This is a genomic window from Moorena sp. (assembly GCF_982860115.1).
This window is the reverse complement of record NZ_CEYLVT010000077.1, coordinates 9,929-29,817: the sequence shown is the minus strand read 5'-3', so window position 1 is coordinate 29,817 and position 19,889 is coordinate 9,929. Positions and strand designations below refer to the sequence as shown.

The 19,889-nt window shown below is 44.8% G+C and carries 16 protein-coding genes and 1 pseudogene; 11 read left to right on the top strand and 6 right to left on the bottom strand.

Going from position 1 to position 19,889, the window contains the following annotated elements:
- Nucleotides 1-137: 137 nt before the first annotated feature.
- A complete protein-coding gene (locus AC4II3_RS15130; protein ID WP_488011254.1) occupies nucleotides 138-857 on the bottom strand; it encodes a pentapeptide repeat-containing protein in 720 nt (239 codons plus the stop codon).
- A gap of 421 nt (nucleotides 858-1,278) precedes the next feature.
- Between AC4II3_RS15130 and AC4II3_RS15125 the strand changes: the two genes are divergently transcribed.
- The 3 genes from AC4II3_RS15125 to AC4II3_RS15115 all read left to right on the top strand — a co-directional run bounded on the left by AC4II3_RS15125 (nucleotide 1,279) and on the right by AC4II3_RS15115 (nucleotide 5,098).
- Nucleotides 1,279-3,606: a serine/threonine phosphatase gene (locus AC4II3_RS15125; protein ID WP_488011256.1), complete on the top strand. Its 2,328-nt coding sequence runs from the start codon at nucleotides 1,279-1,281 to the stop codon at nucleotides 3,604-3,606.
- A 98-nt stretch (nucleotides 3,607-3,704) separates the two neighbouring features.
- The gene (locus AC4II3_RS15120; protein ID WP_488011258.1) at nucleotides 3,705-3,872 is read left to right on the top strand and encodes a hypothetical protein; all 168 of its coding nucleotides are present in this window, start codon (nucleotides 3,705-3,707) and stop codon (nucleotides 3,870-3,872) included.
- 2 nt (nucleotides 3,873-3,874) lie between these two features.
- Nucleotides 3,875-5,098 (top strand): protein kinase domain-containing protein, encoded by a 1,224-nt coding sequence (locus AC4II3_RS15115; protein WP_293054756.1) that lies wholly within the window; start codon nucleotides 3,875-3,877, stop codon nucleotides 5,096-5,098.
- Nucleotides 5,099-5,322: 224 nt separating this feature from the next.
- Here the strand turns inward: AC4II3_RS15115 and AC4II3_RS15110 are convergent, their stop codons facing one another.
- Nucleotides 5,323-5,541: a DUF4327 family protein gene (locus tag AC4II3_RS15110; protein WP_008181701.1), complete on the bottom strand. Its 219-nt coding sequence runs from the start codon at nucleotides 5,539-5,541 to the stop codon at nucleotides 5,323-5,325.
- A gap of 275 nt (nucleotides 5,542-5,816) precedes the next feature.
- On the opposite strand from AC4II3_RS15110, the gene AC4II3_RS15105 reads away from it, so the two are divergent.
- From AC4II3_RS15105 to AC4II3_RS15075, 7 genes are all read left to right on the top strand, one after another.
- The gene (locus tag AC4II3_RS15105) at nucleotides 5,817-7,754 is read left to right on the top strand and encodes a S9 family peptidase (RefSeq protein ID WP_488011261.1); all 1,938 of its coding nucleotides are present in this window, start codon (nucleotides 5,817-5,819) and stop codon (nucleotides 7,752-7,754) included.
- A gap of 112 nt (nucleotides 7,755-7,866) precedes the next feature.
- Nucleotides 7,867-8,454, top strand: a complete 588-nt coding sequence (locus tag AC4II3_RS15100) for a rhomboid family intramembrane serine protease (protein ID WP_488011263.1) — start codon at nucleotides 7,867-7,869, stop codon at nucleotides 8,452-8,454.
- 162 nt (nucleotides 8,455-8,616) lie between these two features.
- Complete coding sequence (locus tag AC4II3_RS15095) at nucleotides 8,617-8,859, top strand: TIGR02450 family Trp-rich protein (RefSeq protein ID WP_488011265.1); 243 nt, start codon at nucleotides 8,617-8,619, stop codon at nucleotides 8,857-8,859.
- Nucleotides 8,860-9,247: 388 nt separating this feature from the next.
- Nucleotides 9,248-9,919, top strand: a complete 672-nt coding sequence (locus AC4II3_RS15090; RefSeq protein ID WP_488029361.1) for a hypothetical protein — start codon at nucleotides 9,248-9,250, stop codon at nucleotides 9,917-9,919.
- Nucleotides 9,920-10,118: 199 nt separating this feature from the next.
- The gene (locus tag AC4II3_RS15085) at nucleotides 10,119-12,530 is read left to right on the top strand and encodes an OmpA family protein (RefSeq protein WP_488011269.1); all 2,412 of its coding nucleotides are present in this window, start codon (nucleotides 10,119-10,121) and stop codon (nucleotides 12,528-12,530) included.
- A gap of 274 nt (nucleotides 12,531-12,804) precedes the next feature.
- Nucleotides 12,805-13,344: a Rab family GTPase gene (locus AC4II3_RS15080; RefSeq protein WP_488011271.1), complete on the top strand. Its 540-nt coding sequence runs from the start codon at nucleotides 12,805-12,807 to the stop codon at nucleotides 13,342-13,344.
- 413 nt (nucleotides 13,345-13,757) lie between these two features.
- Nucleotides 13,758-15,794, top strand: coding sequence for a protein kinase domain-containing protein (locus AC4II3_RS15075; RefSeq protein ID WP_488011273.1), 2,037 nt, complete (start codon nucleotides 13,758-13,760; stop codon nucleotides 15,792-15,794).
- 32 nt (nucleotides 15,795-15,826) lie between these two features.
- Here AC4II3_RS15075 and AC4II3_RS15070 read toward each other — a convergent pair whose 3' ends face one another.
- Nucleotides 15,827-17,254: a protein kinase domain-containing protein gene (locus AC4II3_RS15070; RefSeq protein WP_488011275.1), complete on the bottom strand. Its 1,428-nt coding sequence runs from the start codon at nucleotides 17,252-17,254 to the stop codon at nucleotides 15,827-15,829.
- A 433-nt stretch (nucleotides 17,255-17,687) separates the two neighbouring features.
- A complete protein-coding gene (gene mdh / locus AC4II3_RS15065) occupies nucleotides 17,688-18,659 on the bottom strand; it encodes a malate dehydrogenase (protein ID WP_488017399.1) in 972 nt (323 codons plus the stop codon).
- Between the two features lie 174 nt (nucleotides 18,660-18,833).
- On the opposite strand from mdh, the gene AC4II3_RS15060 reads away from it, so the two are divergent.
- Nucleotides 18,834-19,136 (top strand): hypothetical protein, encoded by a 303-nt coding sequence (locus tag AC4II3_RS15060; protein ID WP_488029362.1) that lies wholly within the window; start codon nucleotides 18,834-18,836, stop codon nucleotides 19,134-19,136.
- Here the strand turns inward: AC4II3_RS15060 and AC4II3_RS15055 are convergent.
- Together AC4II3_RS15055 and AC4II3_RS15050 are read right to left on the bottom strand one after the other, a co-directional pair.
- Entirely contained in the window at nucleotides 19,048-19,269 is a 222-nt protein-coding gene (locus tag AC4II3_RS15055; RefSeq protein WP_488014181.1) for an NAD(P)H-quinone oxidoreductase subunit O, read from the bottom strand. The genes AC4II3_RS15060 and AC4II3_RS15055 overlap by 89 nt on opposite strands.
- 391 nt (nucleotides 19,270-19,660) lie before the next feature.
- Nucleotides 19,661-19,889 (bottom strand): annotated as a pseudogene (locus AC4II3_RS15050) (hypothetical protein); the annotation flags it as partial.

The window sequence follows — 19,889 nt, the reverse complement described above, 5'->3', positions numbered from 1 at the left end:
TGCCAGTTTCATGGTTATTTTGGGTGGAACTGGCATCTTGCCAGTTAGTTTCATGCTTATTTTCCGGCGGGCAGGATGCCCACTCTACTCGTATTCATTCCAAGATTGACGCAACGGCTAATTTTTTTTCCCAGAGATTAGTAATCATCTGTTCCATAAACAGTTTTGCCATCAGGCATAACCGCAAATTGTAAATCAGCGCCTTTTAGATTAGTGCCCTTTAATAATGCATCTTGCAAATTGGCGTAACGCAAATTGGCTTTATAAAGGTTAGCGCCAGTTAGATTAGCCTCCCTCAAAATAGCACCATAAATACTAGCATGACTCAAGTCAGCATCCTCCATATTGGCACCAGTCAAGTCAGCTTCTCGAAGCTCAGTACGATTAAGAATAGCAGCAGTTAAATCAGCATTAGCCAATCGGATATTGAGCAGAGTAGCATCACTGAGATCAGCACCTTTCAAGTTAGTATCTTTAAAGTCAGCGCCATCTAAGTCAGCAGAGGTTAACTTAGCGTTTTCCAAACGAGCACCAATTAGTTTGGCATCTTTTAGTTTAGCATTCTCTAGGTTACTATCGGATAAATTAGCTTGGCTAAAGTCAGCTCTGCTAAAGTCAACTCCACTTAAGTCAAGTCCACTCAAATCAATACCGATGAGATCACACTCTACACAGGTCTTATCTTTTAAGATCAACTCAAACACTTTTGTCTTGGTTTGTTGATGTTGACTGGTCTTACTGGAGTTATCATTAGTTTTTGTAGGTTTGCTGACCTGTTGCGCAGATGATAGATGAAGAGCAATTGGTATAGTTGCCCCTAAGATTGCAGCTATGATTAAAGATAGTTTAATGTTCATCAGCAAAAGCTTACCCAGATTGACCTGAGAGTAGCCCTCTACTTAGAGAGATACAATAGATTATTCGCCTCTACCGGAATAAAAGTTTAAACTTTTGTGTATAGCAATAGCAGCTGTTGGCTGTAGTAAGAGGAGAGGCTTTGCCAGAAGGGAGCGATAATAGAGCTAGTTTGCCGTTTGCTTGCCCTCACCCTCTGCTCCCTGGTTAAACTATAGGGTGTAGCCTAGAAAAAAAAATAGTTACTTAAAAAATTTCTTTGATTATAGCATGACATGGCACGAGAGCGTAAAAATTGGAATCAGGCTATGCTGCTAAAAGCTGCCATCATAGATGACAGCGTGGCCAACTAGATGGCAGTTAGATTAAATCTTAAAAGTTACCCACCAAAGCGCGGAATTTAAGGATTAAGGAAGTTCCATTATGTTAGTTTGTCCCCAGTGTCAGTTCGAGAACCCAAATGCCAACAAGTTTTGTCAACGATGTGGAACTTCCCTAACCGATAAAAGTTGTCATAAATGCGCTACCCAAGTTCCCCTAAATGCTGAAACTTGTCACAACTGCGGTGCCTTCACAGGAACAGTTTGGAGGGCTATTATTTCTAAGCAGGAAAATCCGCCAACCTCTGCCCAGGATTCACCTCAAACCCCGCTTGAGGTGTCAGACTCCTCAGCTGAGCAGGCTACCCCAGTAGCGGTGTTACAACCACAGTCTGACCAGACCGAGAGTGAACTAACCCAGCCAGAATCATCCCTAGAAACAACACAAGAGTGGCTAACTAAATCGGATACTATACTAACAGAGCCAGGGGATGATGCCACCTTGTCCCAAGCATCAACACTGTTGGCTGATGAAGCATCGATAAACAACAGCAGTGGCTCAGATCAAGTGGAACTAGAATCTGGGGAGGAGCCATTACTAGAGATTACCCCCATACAGGAGAAACCTAAATCTACTGAAGCTTCGACCTGGTCAATTCCTAATCTCGAAAACCCAACTTCTCAGACAGCAAGAATTGTCTATCTAGACCAGGGTAAGCGTTACAGAGTACTAGAACCTGAGAAACTCAGATATCAGATAGAGGAAAGTAAGACAACAGACTATAGTATCTTTGTAACAGTTTTGGACTGCCAACCGTTACAAAAGTCTCCCCTAGAAGCCCTGATTAATCAAACAAAATTGTCTCCAGAGAAATTTGATCTATCGACAACTCTAGAGCAGCCAAAACCTTCCTCGAAAGAAAATGTAGATGTTTGGAAAGTCCTAGATATCCCACAAAGTGCTAAACCCTATTTGGCTCTCAAGGACTTATGTTACCCTAGCGTGCCAGAAATTCATGATGTTTGGCAGCAAAATGGTAAGGTGATAATCCTGCTAGAAAACCGTTCAGAATGGCAGTTACTGAGTAATTTGTGGGGTTCTGAAGAGTTTTCTAAACTGCAAATTTTATACTGGCTCGATGAAATGGCAAAGCTTTGGCAAGCTCTAGAGCCTTGGCATTGTCGTCAGAGTTTGTTGGAACTGACGAATCTCCGGGTGGATGAAGACCAAGCACTAGGTTTGGAGCGTCTATATCCGGAGAGGGAAGAAAATCCCCTAACCCTAGAGGATTTGGGACAACTGTGCCAACGATTATTTAACCAGTCCCAGCGAACCCAATTTACGTCCTTGTCAACGGTTGTCCGGCAGTTGTGTACTAAAGAAATTGAAACTATTGAGGAATTGCGATCGCATCTGCAAGCCATTGCTGACGAACAAGAATCTGACCTATACGACCCCGGTATGATGAAATTAACTGAGACTGTACTCTCAGAAATGGCAAGGGCAGACACTGAACCTCCTGATAGCGAAGAATTATTGTCTGATCTATCCGCAACAGAGCAACAAGGGGATGAAATGCCAACGGTACTGTTGCCAATGAGCTTGCAGAGTCTCGATGATCTCGGTAGTACAGACATTGGTCATCAAAGAGATCATAATGAGGATTGTTTTGGCATCGAGACCCAACTCAAAAAGCAGGAAAATCCTATTGGTCGAACTATACAAGCTCGTGGTTTATATATTCTCTGCGATGGCATGGGAGGGCATGCGGCTGGGGAAGTAGCCAGTTCTATGGCAGTAGAGGTACTCCAGAATTACTTTAAAGAAAATTGGCAAGACCAGTTTCCCACAGAAGATAGTCTCAGGAAATCCGTGTATGTAACAAATCAAGCGATTTTCGATATTAACCAACAAAATGCTCGCTCTGGCAGTGGTCGAATGGGTACGACTCTAGTCATGATGTTGATTGAAAATACGAAGGTAGGAATTGTCCATGTCGGAGATAGTCGGGTCTATCGGCTAACTCGGAAACGAGGCTTAGAGCAAATCACTATAGACCACGAGGTGGGTCAACGAGAAATCCAGCACGGAGTAGATCCAGAGCTCGCTTACTCTCGCCCTGATGCCTATCAACTAACTCAAGCCCTTGGACCGCGTAGTGAGCAATTCCTAAATCCCGATGTGCAATTCATAGATATCGCAGAAGATAGTATATTCTTACTTTGTTCTGATGGTTTGTCAGATAATGACCTGTTGGAAAATCACTGGCAAACTCACTTAGCACCTTTACTCAGTTCCCGATCTAGCCTCGATCACGGTCTGGCTAACTTGATTGAGCTGGCAAATGAGCATAATGGTCACGACAACATTACACTAATCCTAGTTCGCGTGAAGGTGCGACCAAACTTGGCTCAACCAACATTAAATTAGGTCATTAGTTAGTCATTAGTTAGTCACTAGTCATTAGTTGTTTGTTATTAGTCATTAGGTTATTAGTTGTTTGTCATTAGTCATTAATCATTAGTTGTATGTCATTAGTAGCTGCCAGTATATTCTGGTTAGTCACTTTGGACAAAGGACAAAACCGACAAAGGACAAAACTGACAAAGGACAAAACCGACAAAGGACAAAACCGACAAAGAACAAAACCGACAAAGGATAAAACCGACAAAGGACTTTGGACAAAGGACAACTGACTATGGTCACACTGACCCTCTTAGATCCGTTAAGCCCCACTCCAGTGCAGCAGTGGAGCTTTCAGAGCAAATCTACGATTCGCATTGGTCGTGCTCCTGATAATGATGTGATTGTCGATGACCCGATCGTGTCACGACATCACCTGGAACTCAGGGCTAGTGCTTCCCCATCGGGTCCGATGTGGCAGTTGGTCAATCAGGGTGCCAATGGCACCTTTCTCAATGGTGTCTTGGTTTCCCAGGGGGTGCTGCCGGAAAAGGCTCTGATTCAGCTAGCCCAGAAAGGTCCACTGCTGCAATTCCAAGTTCAAACCCAGCAACTACCTGCCCTAGCACCCAAGCCCTTGGCTGAGACTACTAAGCCATGTCAACACCAAGGCAATGCACCAGGCAATTTGTTCTGTATTCACTGTGGTCAACCCTTGGTGCCAGTCGAGCGAGTCATTCGCAACTACCATGTTTTGCGAACCTTGGGACAGGGGGGAATGGGAACCACTTATCTTGCCTGGGACAAAGTTAACAGCAAGGATGGATACCCACTCCTACTAGTACTCAAGGAAATGAATGCTGACATGGCTCAAATTTCCAAGGCTCAAGAACTGTTTGAACGAGAGGCTCGCACCCTGAAAACTCTGAATCATCCCGGAATTCCCCAGTATTACGACTTTTTTGTGGAAGGGGGTAAAAAATACTTAGCAATGGCTCTGATTCACGGTGAGGATTTAGAAAAACGTGTCTTGAGCACTGGACCAGTTATCTTGCCCCAGGCAGTAGAGTGGATGATTCAGACTTGCGATATCTTAGACTACATCCACGATCGGCAGCCGCCTCTAATCCACCGAGACGTTAAGCCTGCGAATTTGATGGTGCGCCATCGAGATAACCGAATTGTCATGTTGGATTTCGGTGCTGTTAAAGAAATTGGCACCATACCAGGTACACGGATTGGAGCGGAAGGATATAGCGCTCCTGAACAAGACCGAGGTCAGCCTTGCACTCAATCGGATCTTTACGCTATTGGCCCAACTTTAATATTTCTGCTCACCGGGGAAGCACCTCTAAAGTATTATCAAAGGCGTAGTTCAGGATATCGGTTTGATGTATCAGGCGTTCCCACTGTTACTCCCCAATTAAGGAAAGTGATTGAGCGGGTTTGTCAACCAAGGGCTTGCGATCGCTACCAAACGGCAAAAGAACTGATGCAGGCTTTGGTTGCTTGTATTTAGGAGTCGGCGTTAATCAATATGAGCAGAAATTTAATGGGGATAATTTGGCGGTCACTAGTGATTAGGATATTGTCAATAGCAAATTAACCACTGACAACTTTCAATTCTCAATTTTCATTCTTACGAACAAATAGGTGCGCGCCCCCTAGGCCGCGAGGAATCCCTCACGGCCTAGGGTCGCACCTGATGAGATAGATACGTATTTAACCTCAAATTGGATCAGATCATTCTTCGTCCCAGGCTTCCACAGCTAGTAAGTCACTGATCGGGTCTTGCATGGTAAACCCGAATTCAGTCAGTTCCTGTTTCCAGTAGGACCATTCGTCGCCATAGAGCAGGGCAATTTTCCAAAGGCTGTCACTGGGTTTAATAATTTTGGATTCCGCCAGTGAACGCACATGGCGTTGCAACTTCACCATGGGGTGAGTAACTGTTTGAGTCATACTCTAAAATCTCTAAATCAATTCTGTTGTTAGATTGGCTTTTGCGAATACCTGAACTACAATGCTTCCCCTTTGCGGTAATGCGCCGATCTGTAGAGTTTTGTACGGCAAGGAAGCCCCTCTATACTCTTTTAGCGCAATTGGATGCATTTAAGCAAGCCCGATTTGGGTAAATGTACGGGAATCCCTACTTTAACGCTAACCATGGACACGTAGTCAGGTTATGATAGTAAATAGAGCCCAAGCAAGTTAGAGGCAATTACAGCAGTTTTTCCATGACCCAACCAGCACACCTTGCCCCCTATGGTGCCTGGAAATCCCCTATTAGCGCTGACATGATTGTTCAAGGCAGCGTTCGGTTGGGCAGCATTGCCCTTGATCAAAAGGATGTTTACTGGATTGAAGGGCGACCTGCAGAAGCTGGACGCAATGTGATCGTGCGACGCACCCCTGATGGCAAAAGTGTTGATCTGACTCCCGAGCCCTTCAATGCTCGGACTCGGATTAACGAGTATGGTGGTGCTGCTTTGGCTGTTAAGGATGGCACAATTTACTTCTCTAATTTTGCTGACCAACGTCTGTACCAACAAACCCCAAACTCCAAACCCCAACCTCTAACCCCTATAGCGAACTGGCGCTATGGTGATGGGGTAATTGACCAGGAGCGAGGACGTATAATCTGTGTGGGAGAAAACCACACAGTGGATGGGGAACCAGTCAATACCTTGGTTAGCATCAGCCTAGAAAACGGTGAAGATATTCAAGTGCTAGCCTCTGGCTGTGACTTTTACTCCTCGCCGCGCCTAAGTCCCGATTGCTCTAAACTGGCGTGGCTAAGCTGGAATCATCCCAATATGCCCTGGGATGGTACTCAACTCTGGGTAGCTCCAATCTTAACCGATGGTTCTCTAGGTGTTGCAGAGCCCATTGCTGGTGGGGTAGATGAGTCGGTATTTCAGCCAGAGTGGTCACCAGATGGTGTCCTTTACTTTGTTTGCGATCGCACTAATTGGTGGAATCTCTACCGCTGGCAACCAACCCAAGGGGAAATCGAACCCCTGTGTGAAATGGAAGCTGAGTTTGGACTACCCCAGTGGGTCTTTGGAATGTCTACTTATGGCTTTGATGGTGCCAATCGAATCATATGTACCTATACTCAGGCAGGAAACTGGCATTTAGCTAGTATTGACCTAAAAACGAAGCAGCGGTCGGAGATTGCTACACCATACACCAGTATTGCAGACCTAAAGGTAACTGATAATCAAGCGGTTTTTATCGCTGGTTCCGTAACAGAAGCAAGCGCTATTGTTCAGTTGGACTTGACAAATGGACAAATAAATGTATTAAAGAGTAAGCGTGAGTTAGCTATCGATACTGGCTATATATCGCGACCTCAAGCGATCGCATTTCCCACCACTAATGGACTGACCGCTTATGGTTTCTTCTACCCACCACAAAACAAAGACTACACCGCACCAACCTCCGAAAAACCACCCCTAATTGTTAAAAGCCACAGTGGACCTACGGCAGCGACTTCCAGTGCGTTTAACCTAAAAATCCAATACTGGACCTCTCGTGGTTTTGCCATGCTAGATGTCAACTATGGTGGGAGTACTGGCTATGGGCGGGACTATCGTCAGCGCCTGAAAAACAACTGGGGGATTGTAGATGTTGATGACTGCACCAATGGCGCGCAATACCTAGCTGAGCAAGGACTAGTTGATGGTGAGCGACTGGCCATTGCTGGGGGTAGTGCTGGGGGTTATACCACTCTAGCGGCTCTGACATTCCGAGATGTGTTTAAAGCTGGCGCTAGCTACTACGGTATCAGTGATTTGGAGGTACTAGCCAAGGATACCCACAAATTTGAGTCCCGGTATCTAGATCGCTTGATCGGTCCTTATCCAGAACGTAAAGATTTATATCAACAGCGATCGCCTATTCATTTCACAAACCAACTGTCGTGTCCTGTAATTTTCTTCCAGGGGCTAGAAGACAAGGTAGTTCCTCCTAGTCAAGCAGAAATGATGGTGGCAGCTTTGAAGGCTAAGGGGTTACCTGTAGCCTATGTCACCTATGAAGGGGAGCAACACGGTTTTCGTAAAGCAGAAACGATTAAGCGGACTCTCGAAGGGGAGTTGTATTTTTACTCCCGGGTATTTGGATTTGAGCTCCCAGAGGCGATAGACCCTCTAACTATTTATAATTATTAGTCATTATTTAATTACGTTAGTGTGTAGACATGGCTCAAGACCTGCGAAGTAAGCCAATGTCGGTATTTGTGTATTGGTTTCGATATTATTGTTCACCATAAACTGATCAACGATGACTAGGCAGGAAAAACAATCAATAACCAGTGAGTTACAAACTCAGGCCATAATCCTCGGTGGATGGGTCGCTCTGATGTGGATTGTAGAGCTGGTGGATATATTCATTTTTGGAAGCAAACTTGATCTATATGGCATCATCCCCCGTAACCCGATTGGGCTGCGGGGTATTTTATTTGCCCCTTTTCTCCACGGTGGTTTTTCTCATCTGATTTCCAACACTATACCTTTTCTTGTCCTAGGCTGGTTTGTAATGTTGCAAGAAACTAGCGACTTTTTCGTGGTTACCACCATCACCATGCTGGTAGGTGGTCTTGGGGTTTGGCTGTTGGGGGCTCCCAATTCAGTTCACATTGGGGCAAGTGTACTGATCTTTGGCTACCTGGGTTTTCTGCTATTTAGAGGCTTCTTTGAACGAAACCTACCCTCAATTTTTTTATCAATTCTAGTCGGCTTCCTCTATGGTGGTTTAGTTTGGGGTGTCTTACCCTCACAGCCCCATGTATCTTGGCAAGGACATTTATTTGGTTTTATCGGCGGGATCCTAGCTGCACGTCTATTGGCAAGACGTAAACTCTCTTCGTAGTGCTGAGTTGTCAGTGCTCAGTGGGAAAATAAAACCAGACAGACTTTGTGGGTCTGCAACAGATTCAAACTATCTGTCTGCTGGTGTGAGTAATATGTAACGAAAATTTTTTCCCACTTAGCACTCACCACGCTTAAGCTTGATGATCAGACCATAGAGGAAATGGCTCAAAAACAAAAATTCCCTCATCTTGTGGGTTCAAAATGGACAGCTAAACAGAAAACTTGGGGCTGGCGGCATTTCCAAGTGGTCAATCGTAAAAACCAAGGAAAGTGGGTGTTTGCTGAAATGATAGCTTCTTGTGACCCGAATGTCCGTTTTTGGCTGAATGCTAAACAGCTTAAAGATCCTGGCTTGTGGCAAGCAGGCTGGAAATCTTTAGCCGAAATCGAAAGCGAAGAGTAACCGTAAGTATTCAGCCGTTGGCCTTTGGCCAGGCTGCGGGCGCTAATCGCTGTTCGCGTAGCGTGGCCAAACGCGCCCCGCGTGGCCAACGGCCAAGGCCTTTAGCAACTCAAGAAGCATATATAGTAGCGCATATGCTTACGAACCTCCTACTCGGTCAAGACGAAATCCTTGGTGCAGATGATTAAAAGTCTTGGCTGTAAGCTAATGGTAATAGGTTTTAGGTATTTTGTATGGTTAGTGATGCGGCTCAAGATGTTTGTCACACAAGGGTTCCGGTTGACAGCAGCATCTGATTGATAAGATAAATGGCACGCTGTCTTGAATTCAAGGCAAGCTGGTAATTGTTTATGGTTAATTGTTTATTGTTTATTTGAGTTTTATGGCCATGGATGGAATTAATAAAGCAGAAATGCGGGAAAGACTGGGAAATCTTGAGAAGATACGTGATATAATAATAGGCTCTAAGCTTCGAGAGTATGATACTCGCTTCACGAAGATAGAGTCTGACTTATCCATGTGGCAGCAGGAAATAAGCGATCGCGTTGAGCAGATCAAAACGACTCTGTCGAAAGAAATAGCTGCTGCTGTAGATTCCCTCGAAAAAAAACTAAGTACTCTTAGTTTAACTGCAGCCGAAGAGAGGAATGAGATTCAGGAGCGGATTGAGCTGCTCAACAAAAAGTTTTCTAAGAGTATTGAGGTGCTGGACGAGACAGTCTACAAGCAGTCAACCGCCCTAAAGAAGGAACTTTCAGAAACTAAAGAACAGCATCAACAAGATGTCATGAATCTCAGAAAGCAGATTTTGGCCGAGCTGGAAACTAAATTTGCACAGCTCAAAGATGCCAAAGCCTCGAAAGCAGATCTCGGAGACCTGTTGTTAGAGTTGGGTTTAAGGCTCAAAGGGACTGAATTAGTTCCAGCACTCAAAGAAGCTAGTGATCGGTTGTCTGGGTTACCACAGACCAAAGGTCATAATGGTACGGTCATCTCAGAAACTGCTACTAATGATGACGAGCATCTTCAGTTAATCAAGCAAACTCAGACTTTGGAATAGACTTGGCACAGTCATGCAATTCCAGCCACAAAAATTAACTTGATTTTCTCTAGATATTAGTTTTAAATCAAAGTGCGTTCGCTTTTAGCGGAAGCTGAGGCCGTAGGCCACGCTACGCGAACGCTTCCGGAGCGTAGCGGCTCAATGCTCACGCATCGCTGATTTTTGCAAAAGGTTAAATAGTAACGGATAGCCACCAGTGGCATTTTCAAACCAAAATCCGGCTGAGAAGCATCAGCCGGAAAATTCTATTTCAGAGTCAATTGAGGTCAATTCGAGTAAAGAAGACGAGTTGAAGGATTTGCTGAATTTACTCGCTGACCTCAAAATTATTGATCAGACGGATCAACCTAGCCAACACTGTAACTCTGAGCAGCAAGGGATAACCTCTGATCAGGCAGACACTATTGAACAATCCCATTCATCCGGTGACCTTGAGGTTCGAGCTATTGAATCTCAAATCGACCATGGGATTAACAGCCTCCGGTCTAGGGTTCAGGAGAAAGAACCATTAGCTCAAGAAAGGGATCAACCCCAATCCTTCGGTGTCAAAGTTTTTCCCCATCAGAGCCCATCACCACAGCTTCCTACACCAAAGGAGCATCTGCGGCAAATGCCTCAAAATTCCGAAGATCCAGTATTAGCTGAGAATTTAGTCCAATCCGAAGCCACAGAAAGCAACCAAGACCTGCGATCAGACTCTGATCCCGACACCTCCGAGGAATTAGACACCTTGGCTGAGATTTTGCAAGAACTGGTGATATCTCCAGAAATGTCACAGTTTCGTGACCAGATAGAAACCCTAGCCCAGAGACAAGGCAGGCTTGAGCATCAGATTGATCAACCTCAAGAATTGATTAATCTATTGCTACCAGTGATGGCTAAGCTGCTGGATCTCACGGTAGCTCAGTTCAGTACCTCGGTGACCGATTCCCTGACTCCCATCATTGATGAAGTCATTGGCCACAAAACTCAACAGGATAAAGAGGGTGTGGGAGAAGCGATCGCTCCCGCAGTTCCAATAGCTATTTCCTCCTGCATCGAGAAGTGCCCAGAGGAAGTTGGGTTTGCGATCGCACCAGAAATGGCAGTAGCTATCCGGCAACAGATTAGAATGAAGCCAGAGGCCATGGTCAATGCTCTGTATCCGGTCATTGGCAGTACCATTTCCACATACTTAGCAGAAGAAATCCGAGCTATCAATGAGAAGCTGGAAAATGCCCTCAGCTTTGAAGGAATGATGCGCAAGATTCGCGCTAAGGTGCAGGGGGTTTCTGAAGCAGAACTGCTGTTTCGGGAGGTGATGGTATTTCAGGCGCGAGCTATCTTTTTGATTCATAAACACTCTGGTTTAGTGATTGCCGAGGTACAACCCTCTGACAGCCAGCATCTAGAGTCAGATATGGTAGCAGGGATGCTCACCGCTATCAGTAGCTTTGTCAATGACTGTATCGCTCAGTCTGGGGATGTGGCAGAAATCGATGCTATTGACTATGGTACATCCAAGATCATCCTGGAAGTAGAGGGATACTGCTACCTGGCAGTGGTAGTTCAAGGGGAACCAACCCACCAGTTCATTCATCAGTTGCGGGAAAGCCTAAAAACTATTATTACCCATTATGGTAAACCGATCAGGTCTTTTGATGGGGATAGTACAACTATTCCGGTGGGAGTCAAGGAAATTTTACAAAATTTATTAGATCAATCCGTTAGTGAAGGGCGTCGTGATACTCAGGAAAATCCGAAAAAAGGCAAGAAACCGCCAGCCTTATTGGTGGTTGGCTTGGGGCTTCTGGGTTTAATCGCTGTATTTGGGGGAATTTATCAGCATAGGGCTAGAATAAACCGCAGCATTGAGCAAAAAACTCAACTTGCCCTCGCCTATTATGTCCCAGAAGTGGCTGATTATGGTTTAACAGTTAAAGCCAATGGCCAGACACTGAAGCTAGCTGGACAGCTACCGAATCAGGTTCTGCGCTCAAACGTCGAGCAAATTGCCAAAGCTGCGGTTCCTCAATTAGTGTTGGATAATCGAATTGAGGTGATCGAACTCCCCTATACTGAGCAGTTAACCAAAGCTCAAGTCCAACGGGTGAGCAACACCTTGAATCAAATAGATGGGGTTGTAATTTTAGCCCACTATACACAAGGCAAGGTCACAGTAAACGGAGCCGTACTCTATGCTCAGGATTTCCCTAAGATTATCCAAACCTTTGAGAACATTCCCGGTGTCAAGTCGGTCGAGAACAATTTACAACTCCAAGGATTAGACCTTACCAGCCGGATCTACTTTGATATTGGTTCAGCCCAGTTGAAACCAGAGGATATAGGCACTAAAATCCGATTAATTAAGGAATTTTTGGAGCGGTATCCTCAAAAGCACCTGAGGATCATCGGCTACGCCGATCCTAGGGGTCAACTTAGCGAAAATCAGGGATTGGCTCAACAACGAGCCCAAATCGTAAAAGATGTGCTTGTTCAGCAAGGCATTGATCCCAAGCGGCTGCAAGTGCGTGGGGTTGGCAAACGCCCCCCAGATGTTGATACTAGTCAACCGCTGTGGTTAAATCGATGTGTCGTATTTGATCCGTTTACCAAGAAATCCAGTTGAAAGGGCCTTGGGGCTAGCCCATAGATAACAACAAGTTATCGACTTTAGTCCCTTGTCTATTAAATCTGGAATCAGGAGGTGAGTCAACTACTGCAATAAATCACTAATGCTAAAACGATACTGCTGTCTGGGAACATAGGGTCGGTGATCAATAGGTGTTCTTTTTCCTGAAAAAATCATACCGTAAACCTGTTCAGATGTGGAGCCACGCCCATCTTGTAAAAACGGTTTACAATCCCCGATAGTTCAAACCAGTTGTCAGCAACCAGTAACAATGTCCACTATTGATCGAAAAATTTGCCTAGTTGGAGACTTTGGTGTGGGCAAAACTAGCCTAATCCGCCGATTTGTGGAGGGTGTGTTTAGTGACCAATATCTTTCAACAGTCGGAGTGAAAATTTCCCGCAAAATCCTAAAATTTAAGGATGACACCCGATCAGAACTGCTGGATCTAAAATTAATGATTTGGGATTTAGAAGGTCATACTAAATTTAAGGGAATTTCACCAACTTATTTAAAAGGAGCTCAGGGTGCAATTATTGTTGCTGATGTAACTCGCGATGACACCATTGAGCACATTGTTCATCATATCGATCTGTTTTTATCCATCAATCCCAAAGGGGTGATTATTACTGCCTTAAATAAATCCGACTTAGTTGATCAAGAAAAACTGGAGCAATTCAAACAGATATTACAGAAAAAAACTGCCCAGCAAGACCAAGTCATAGCAATTTATTATACCTCAGCTAAAACCGGGTTATACGTCGATGACATATTTCAGGAATTAGGTTGCGGAACGCTTCAACAGGAATAAGTAGTTATATATAGTTATATATAAGCAGGTGCACAAAATTAATTACACATTTTCCAAAACTCAAAACCTTACGATGTAAGGGTTACAGAGATTGGTAGTAGGAAATTAATTTTGTTTAGGTGCTTAATAGTGATTCTCATAGCTATGAGGTACACAATATTTTTTCCCTGTTCCCAGATCCGCTGTTACCTATTGACTAAAATCCAAAATTAAAATCCAAAATCAATCTCGCCTATTTTAGAAATGCTATATATCTTTATATATATAGCACAGTAGCTGATTTACCTATGCTTAGTCAACTGCTTAGTCAACTACTGAGTCAACAGGTCACAGAATCGCAGGCACTGTGTCAAGTCTCCGGGAGCAAGCCCTCGGAAAAAATGTAACATCCAACATCCAACATCCAAAATCGCATGACGCCCCTCTATTGTAGTAAAGGACATGAGAATCCCAATGACAATAAGTTTTGCCGGGTTTGTGGTGAGATGCTGCCATCCATAGCCAAAACCTTTGACACTGGGAAGATTCTGGGTGGTCGCTACCGCATCGTCCGGGAGTTGGGACACGGAGGCTTTGGACGCACCTATTTAGCTCAAGACCTTAACCGCTTTAATGAACCTTGTGTGCTAAAAGAATTTGCCCCCCAAGTTCAAGGTAACCACGCCTTACAAAAAGCAGAAGAACTATTTGAGCGGGAAGCGGGAGTTCTTTATCGGCTGCAACACCCTCAAATTCCTCAATTTCGTGAGTTGTTTCAGGTACAACAACAGGACAAAGGCACCCTATTATTGGTTCAGGACTATGTCGAGGGGCAAACCTACCGCGCTCTACTGGAGGCTCGCCGACCTCAGGGACTCCGGTTTAGTGAAGCAGAAGTGACTCAACTGCTGATCCAAATCCTGCCAGTGTTGGAATATATCCATTTTATGAGGGTGATTCATCGGGATATCTCTCCCGATAATCTGATCTTGCGCAGTACCGATGGTTTACCAGTGCTGATTGACTTTGGCGGTGTCAAAGAGGTAGCAGCAAATGTGGCATCGAAGTTCCTAGGGTCAAAGGTGGCTGGTCAAAATAAGCCGATCATCACTCGGTTGGGTAAAGTTGGCTATGCTCCCCCAGAGCAGATGCAAGGAGGAAGTGTTTTTCCCCACAGTGACCTATATGCTCTAGGGGCAACTATATTAGTATTAGTGACTGGTCAGGAACCCCAGCAGATAATTGACCCCAATACCCTGACCTGGAACTGGCAACGAGAGATCAGCCTTAGCTCTACCCTAGGTCGTATCCTCGATAAAATGCTTCAACCGAGACCAGGGGAACGGTACCAAAATGCCAAAGAAGTGCTGCGAGACCTCACCACTCACCTTCAATTTGCCAGTGATCCGCAATCAGCTCAATCACCCCCTCAGACTAAACCGACTTTAGCAGTTGCCCCTGGTTCCAAGCCAGTAGCGGTTAACCAGCCAGCAAGGCCAGCTACCGGAAGACCATTAACCACTTTTACGAACAATACCCTTTTAGACTGGCTTGGCAAGGTGGTTTTGGTATCTGTCTTAGCTGCTGCTGTATTTGGCTTTACCTTCTGGGCAACCAATTGGTGGTTTACATTTAGAAGACCTCAGTCGGAACCCTCACCAAAGGAATCACCCATCGATCAACCGGACATAAAGCCACCCGACTGGTTTACCAAGGACGAGGAAAACCGCAAGAAATTGCTAGATCAGCGTCGTGCCAATTTGGAGATTAACGAAAAGTTCTACATTGAGTTAGTCAATGAGGCGTTTTGGGACAAGTACCCAAATCAACAAAAACGACAGCTAGGCAGTGGATCACAGGATGCTCCCTTAAGAGAAGAGTGGGATAAGCTGGCATTTGAGTTATTGACCCGGATTGAGTTGCTCAATTTGAGTCGGACGGCACGGGGAAGGTTGGGAAGCTATGGGAAAGCAGATTTAAATCGCTGGAAGCAGGAAGTGAATAAGGTGCGCCTTTCTAGCCGTGCAGCTTATGATATTGCAGATTCTAAATTCTTTCATAAGTTTCCCGATCAGCGGGGTCAGAAGTTTATCGATAAGTCTATTGGTCAGGTGTGGCGAGGAATTGTTGGGGATACGATCCAAGGGTTGACATCAGGAAAATCCCTAAAGCGCATTCAGTTTGCTGCTGGCGGAGTTCAACAAGTCAATGGAACCCTCGAGCCAGGAGACGGGCAAGCGTTTACTGCTGAACTTTCTGGTGGTCAAGTCATGGAAGTGAGACTGGCTACCGATGTGAATGCGTTGTTTTCCGTTTATGCTCCGAGCCGTAATACAACCCCCCTATTAGAAGATTCAACCAAACGCGACTGGATCGGGGAGCTGCCAGCATCTGGCTTCTATGAATTTGTGGTAGTTTCTCAAGCTTCTAAACCGATTAATTATCAACTTAACTTTAGGGTTGAAGATTAGTGAATTGATCCAGAATGAACCAGGCAAAACATCTAATTACTCAAATAAGCCTCCTGTTCCAAATTATCCAGTAACTCTTCAGCAATTTGATACCAAGCTTGCCGGAATTGAACATCCTCTTGTTTATCGGAAAGAGTCTTTCCTTTTAATTGGGGATATGTACTATAAAAAAATTGATCAACTTTCTGATAAAAAGTCCCTGGATCAATGTTCAAGTCTAGGCAACGCTGATAGATTTGCTTTTGCCGTTGCTGCTCGGTGTTACTTACAGATGGTGTAGAAGGCAATGATGGTATAGTGGGCAAAGACCAGGATATCTTAGGGAATTTTGGTGTAGGAAACCCTCCTCTGGCTACTGCTACCGTTCCAAACACTACTAATAAAGCAATGGACATAGAAAGACCAAAAAACTTTAGTTCACGGTTAGTGGATTGCTGTTTGCGATTCAGCACAGCAGTGAAGGTTGTTTTAATGGTTTGACCAGGAGCAGCAACTAAAGTAGCGATCTGGGTAAATAGTGTATTTGGTTGTTTATTTGGTAGCTTAGTTGGTAGGTTATTTGGTTGTTTATTTGGTAGATTATTTGGTAGCTTAGTTGGCTGCTGGCTACTTACCGGCTGGGGAATTACGGTTTCTAGGGCTTCACTGACATCTTGGGCTGACTGATACCGTTGTTTAGGAAGATTAGCCAGCATTTTAGTCAACACCGATTTGAAGCTGGGGCTAATAGTTATCTCTTTCCAAAGCCAGGTAGCGTGATAACTATCATAAAGGTCTAGAGGCTGTTTACCGGTTAGCAATACTAAAGTAGTTACCGCTAAAGCGTAAAGGTCGCTAGTGCCATCAGCTTTGCCATATCGTAACTGTTCATCTGGGGAGTAACCCCGCTTTCCCACTTGAGTGCCAATCACGTGTCCGGTTGATTGGACAATAGCAGTGGTTACCATTTCTTTGACACAACCAAAGTCAATTAATACTGGCTTGCCGTCAGAATTCCGTTTAATCAAATTATCCGGAGAAATATCCCGATGAATGATCTGCTTAGAATGGATATAATCTAAAACTGGCAAGATGTCTTGGAGCAGTTTAATCACATCTGCTTCCGTAAAATTTTGACCTTGGACTAAAAGCTGATGATAGCTGAACCCTTCCACATAGTCTTGTACTAAAAATAGATAATTTTTACGACCGATACTGCTTCTAAGTAACTCTCGAAAACAAGGAATTTGGTTATGTCTGAGCTGGTATAACATGCCAGCTTCTCGCTCAAATAATTCTTGAGCTTTTTGTAATTCATGTTTGTTTTGAAGTTGGGGAGCAAATTCTTTAAGTACACAACGCTCTTGATAGCGATTAGCATCTTCAGCAAGATAAGTCCTTCCAAAAGTTCCTTGACCTAAGTCGCCTAAGATTTTATAGCGTTCTTTGATAATTGCTCCAGGTTTTAAGGTATTAGACATAATAGCCGCCAATTGATGATTTATAGTTTAGGGAAGAGGGAGCAGGGAATCGGGAATCGGGAATCGGGAATCGGGAATCGGGAATCGGGAATCGGGAATCGGGAGCAGTAGCAAAGAAATACGAGGATTTTTTGCAGAAGAGTTTAATCCAGTAATAAAAATTTACCTTGTCAACCTATCGTTGTTGTTAAGGGATGCAGGGCGGTCTTGGGGAGCCAGTGCGGTCTTGGGGGTTCCCCCCATGAGCAACTGGCGTGGTTTCCCTCATGAGCGACTGCATCAAGACACAGAGCAGAAAGTACGATAACAATGATCAAAAATGTATTTAAAGATTCCAACTTAATCGAAAATCACTTCTTCCCTGTTCCCAGATCCGCTGTTCCCAGATCCGCTGTTCCCAGATCCGCTGTTCCCTATTCCCTATTCCCTATTCCTAATGACCCAGCATCCCTTGTGCCTTTTTAATATTGTCACGAACTGATTCAGCGGATATCTTGAGGGAGGACAGTTCATAATCTGTCAACTTTAATTCCAAAATTTTTTCGATGCCGCGACACCCCAATCGGGTGGGTACCCCTATAAAAATATCTTCCAAATCATATTCACCTTGAAGGTAGGCAGCTGCGGTGATTTGGCGAGATTGGTTGTGTAAAATTGCTTGTACCATCAAACAGGCGGAGGATGCTGGGGCAAAATAAGCACTGCCTGTACGCATCAGTTCTACAATTTCTGCTCCGCCTCGACGAGTCCGTTCGATCAGGGCTTCTATCCGGTCTGGTGTCATCAGTTCGGTGATGGGAACACCACTAACGGTAGAGTAGCGTGGTAGTGGCACCATTAGGTCCCCATGGCCTCCGAGCACTACAGCATTGACATCGGCAACGGATACACCATTTTCCATGGCAATGAATGTTCGGAATCGGGTAGAATCCAACACCCCTGCCATGCCCATGACCCGATGGGGTGGTAAGTCAGTAGCTTGCCAAGCTAGATAGGTCATCACATCGAGGGGATTGGTGACCACGATTACCATGGCATCTGGGGATTTTGCGATCGCATTTTTAGCCGCTTCCACCACAATTTTGGAATTGATCTGTAGTAGATCATCCCTACTCATTCCTGGTTTCCGGGGACTTCCTGCCGTAATCACCACCACATCGGAACCAGCAGTATCAGCATAGTCATTAGTTCCGATAATCTGGCAATCGTGACCTTCAATCCCCCTGGCCTCCATTAAATCGAGAGCAATGCCTTGGGGCATACCTGGTTTAATATCCAGGAGTACGACATCGGCCAGATTTTTCTCAGCAATCCGTTGGACAAGAGTGCTCCCTACTCTACCACCACCGATTACGGATACACGGTTGTCGTGGCAAGCAATTGGGGAGTTGGGATAGGGTACCATGATCGGAATGGGTAGGGTGGAAATGCGTTCGCGATTCGTGGCCTACGGCCAATCGCTTTTCTGGAACTCCCCCAAAATTGGAGTATTTAGGGGGATATGGGTGTCAAAGCTCACAAGGGTAGGTTTGTAAACATTGGGGCGAGTATGTACTTTCGTTACTTAGGAAGTATAAATATGTATCTTAAATATGTATCTATATATACATTATATACATTAATTTTCGGGATAATTCTCTCCATCTCCCCATTTCCCTACGGTGCGCGTTCACGCTTAGCTTTAAAAAAGCGCGGGGTCGCACCGCTCCCTACTCCCTATTCCCTACTCCCTATTCCCTACTCCCTACTCCCTACTCCCTACTCCCTACTCCCTACTCCCTACTCCCTATTCTTCAAGACGAGATTTCCAACTGGTCAATACGTAACCAAATGTTGGGGGTGGGTACCCGACCAAATTTTACCAGGGCATAATCCCCCTTGATATCAAGAATTTCCCCATCAGTTTCAAACAGATAAGAGGAAAAGCGGGGGTCACTTGCTTTTGCTTCCAGGCTACCTTCTAACTCGGCTTGGATAGCCCGAACCAATACTCCCTTTTTAATTTTCCCAGCCATAAAATCTCTTTTGTCTTTCCTCTTCTATTGTATCCAAATTTGATTACACTTCGCCGCAGTTGTCAGTAATCGAGATTTTACCGTTGAATTTCTGGATTGATTTGAGTTATTTCTGCCCACCACCACAAGTCAGCTTTGTATCTTTATTTTTACCACGAAATATATCGAACCCCATTAGCCTCTACATAGTACAAAAGTACTATAATTATCCAGCTAAATCACTATTATTATCAATTACTCTTGGTAACACTGGGGGGTGCGGAATGTGGGTATTAACATGCCATAGCTCTTGTAGTTTCCCGTTCGCCCACACCCAGTCACCCCACACCCAGTAAGGCTAATCATGCTGCTTGTCACCCCATCAGCGGAGTGAGTACAGGCAGCTAAGTCATTAACCTACATCACCAACCCCTTTGATGCTCCATTGAGCACCGACAGGAGTGTGAATATTTATACCTCCAGTTCGTTGACCGTTACTCATTGGCCAGTAATGAACTTGTCCATCTCGCCGTTGCCAGACGATGTCATCTGTACCGTCACCGTTGACATCACCAACCCCTTTCAGGCTCCATTGAGCACCGACAGGAGTGTGAATATTTATACCTCCAGTTCGTTGACCG

What these genes read in the sequence shown, in the direction of transcription:
- AC4II3_RS15130 (WP_488011254.1), bottom strand. Translation starts at nt 857, where the DNA reads ATGAACATTAAACTATCTTTAATCATAGCTGCAATCTTAGGGGCAACT.
- AC4II3_RS15125 (WP_488011256.1), top strand. Translation starts at nt 1,279, where the DNA reads ATGTTAGTTTGTCCCCAGTGTCAGTTCGAGAACCCAAATGCCAACAAG.
- AC4II3_RS15120 (WP_488011258.1), top strand. Translation starts at nt 3,705, where the DNA reads ATGTCATTAGTAGCTGCCAGTATATTCTGGTTAGTCACTTTGGACAAA.
- AC4II3_RS15115 (WP_293054756.1), top strand. Translation starts at nt 3,875, where the DNA reads ATGGTCACACTGACCCTCTTAGATCCGTTAAGCCCCACTCCAGTGCAG.
- AC4II3_RS15110 (WP_008181701.1), bottom strand. Translation starts at nt 5,541, where the DNA reads ATGACTCAAACAGTTACTCACCCCATGGTGAAGTTGCAACGCCATGTG.
- AC4II3_RS15105 (WP_488011261.1), top strand. Translation starts at nt 5,817, where the DNA reads ATGACCCAACCAGCACACCTTGCCCCCTATGGTGCCTGGAAATCCCCT.
- AC4II3_RS15100 (WP_488011263.1), top strand. Translation starts at nt 7,867, where the DNA reads ATGACTAGGCAGGAAAAACAATCAATAACCAGTGAGTTACAAACTCAG.
- AC4II3_RS15095 (WP_488011265.1), top strand. Translation starts at nt 8,617, where the DNA reads ATGGCTCAAAAACAAAAATTCCCTCATCTTGTGGGTTCAAAATGGACA.
- AC4II3_RS15090 (WP_488029361.1), top strand. Translation starts at nt 9,248, where the DNA reads ATGGATGGAATTAATAAAGCAGAAATGCGGGAAAGACTGGGAAATCTT.
- AC4II3_RS15080 (WP_488011271.1), top strand. Translation starts at nt 12,805, where the DNA reads ATGTCCACTATTGATCGAAAAATTTGCCTAGTTGGAGACTTTGGTGTG.
- AC4II3_RS15075 (WP_488011273.1), top strand. Translation starts at nt 13,758, where the DNA reads ATGACGCCCCTCTATTGTAGTAAAGGACATGAGAATCCCAATGACAAT.
- AC4II3_RS15070 (WP_488011275.1), bottom strand. Translation starts at nt 17,254, where the DNA reads ATGTCTAATACCTTAAAACCTGGAGCAATTATCAAAGAACGCTATAAA.
- mdh (WP_488017399.1), bottom strand. Translation starts at nt 18,659, where the DNA reads ATGGTACCCTATCCCAACTCCCCAATTGCTTGCCACGACAACCGTGTA.
- AC4II3_RS15060 (WP_488029362.1), top strand. Translation starts at nt 18,834, where the DNA reads ATGTATCTTAAATATGTATCTATATATACATTATATACATTAATTTTC.
- AC4II3_RS15055 (WP_488014181.1), bottom strand. Translation starts at nt 19,269, where the DNA reads ATGGCTGGGAAAATTAAAAAGGGAGTATTGGTTCGGGCTATCCAAGCC.